We start from the raw sequence: 665 nt of genomic DNA on the forward strand, positions 1-665 counted from the left end.
CTCCGGCCACCGCCGATGGCGCCAGCGCGCTGCAGAAATTGGCAACCCGATAGGCGTGGTTGCGATAGGCGATGAAGTCGGCACCGAGCTGCGCCCTATGCTGTTCAAGAATGCCGTCGAGCAGCGGCAGTTGGGCAAACAGCCTCGGCTGTCCTTGTTCTGGCTGGTTCATCACGAGGGCTACAGAGATTCAGGGGGTGACCGTCAGCCTGTGGGCGCGGCGGATACGCATCGCCTGGACCGTCGCGCCAGTCAGGTAGACGAGGAAGCCGATGCCAACCATCGCCTTCAGTGCCGGATCTTCCGGACCGCTGAAGGCCGGATTGCCGATCGGGATGCGCGTGCCGGTCTCCGTCAATCCTGGGATCAGATGGAAGAACAGCGTAAGCGAGTAGCCCAGTACGGCCACGTAGCGTGCTACGCCCGCTTTCCTATGTCGCTCGCATGCACTGGCAATGGCAAGCACTGCCAACGTCAGGAGTGCCAGTGCATGGGGCGGCCCGAATCCGCCGTGGCGGAAAATAAAGAGCCCGGTGAATGCCGTCGCTGCCGTCAGCCATATATAGAGCCGGCCGGATCGCGTCCTCATCTCGATTTCGCCGTGCTTAAACAACGCCACCAGACCACACGCCACTGCCACCAGGGCAATCGAGGTGTGGAGTATT

At 62.0% G+C, this 665-nt stretch carries 1 protein-coding gene; it reads right to left on the minus strand.

Features of this window, described 5'->3' with window-relative positions:
• Positions 1-190: 190 nt before the first annotated feature.
• A complete protein-coding gene (locus G3N64_RS39395; protein ID WP_205788928.1) occupies positions 191-664 on the minus strand; it encodes a hypothetical protein in 474 nt (157 codons plus the stop codon).
• Position 665: the final 1 nt, after the last annotated feature.

It is taken from the genome of Burkholderia sp. Ac-20344 (genome assembly GCF_017104975.1).
Classification (GTDB): Bacteria; Pseudomonadota; Gammaproteobacteria; order Burkholderiales; family Burkholderiaceae; genus Burkholderia.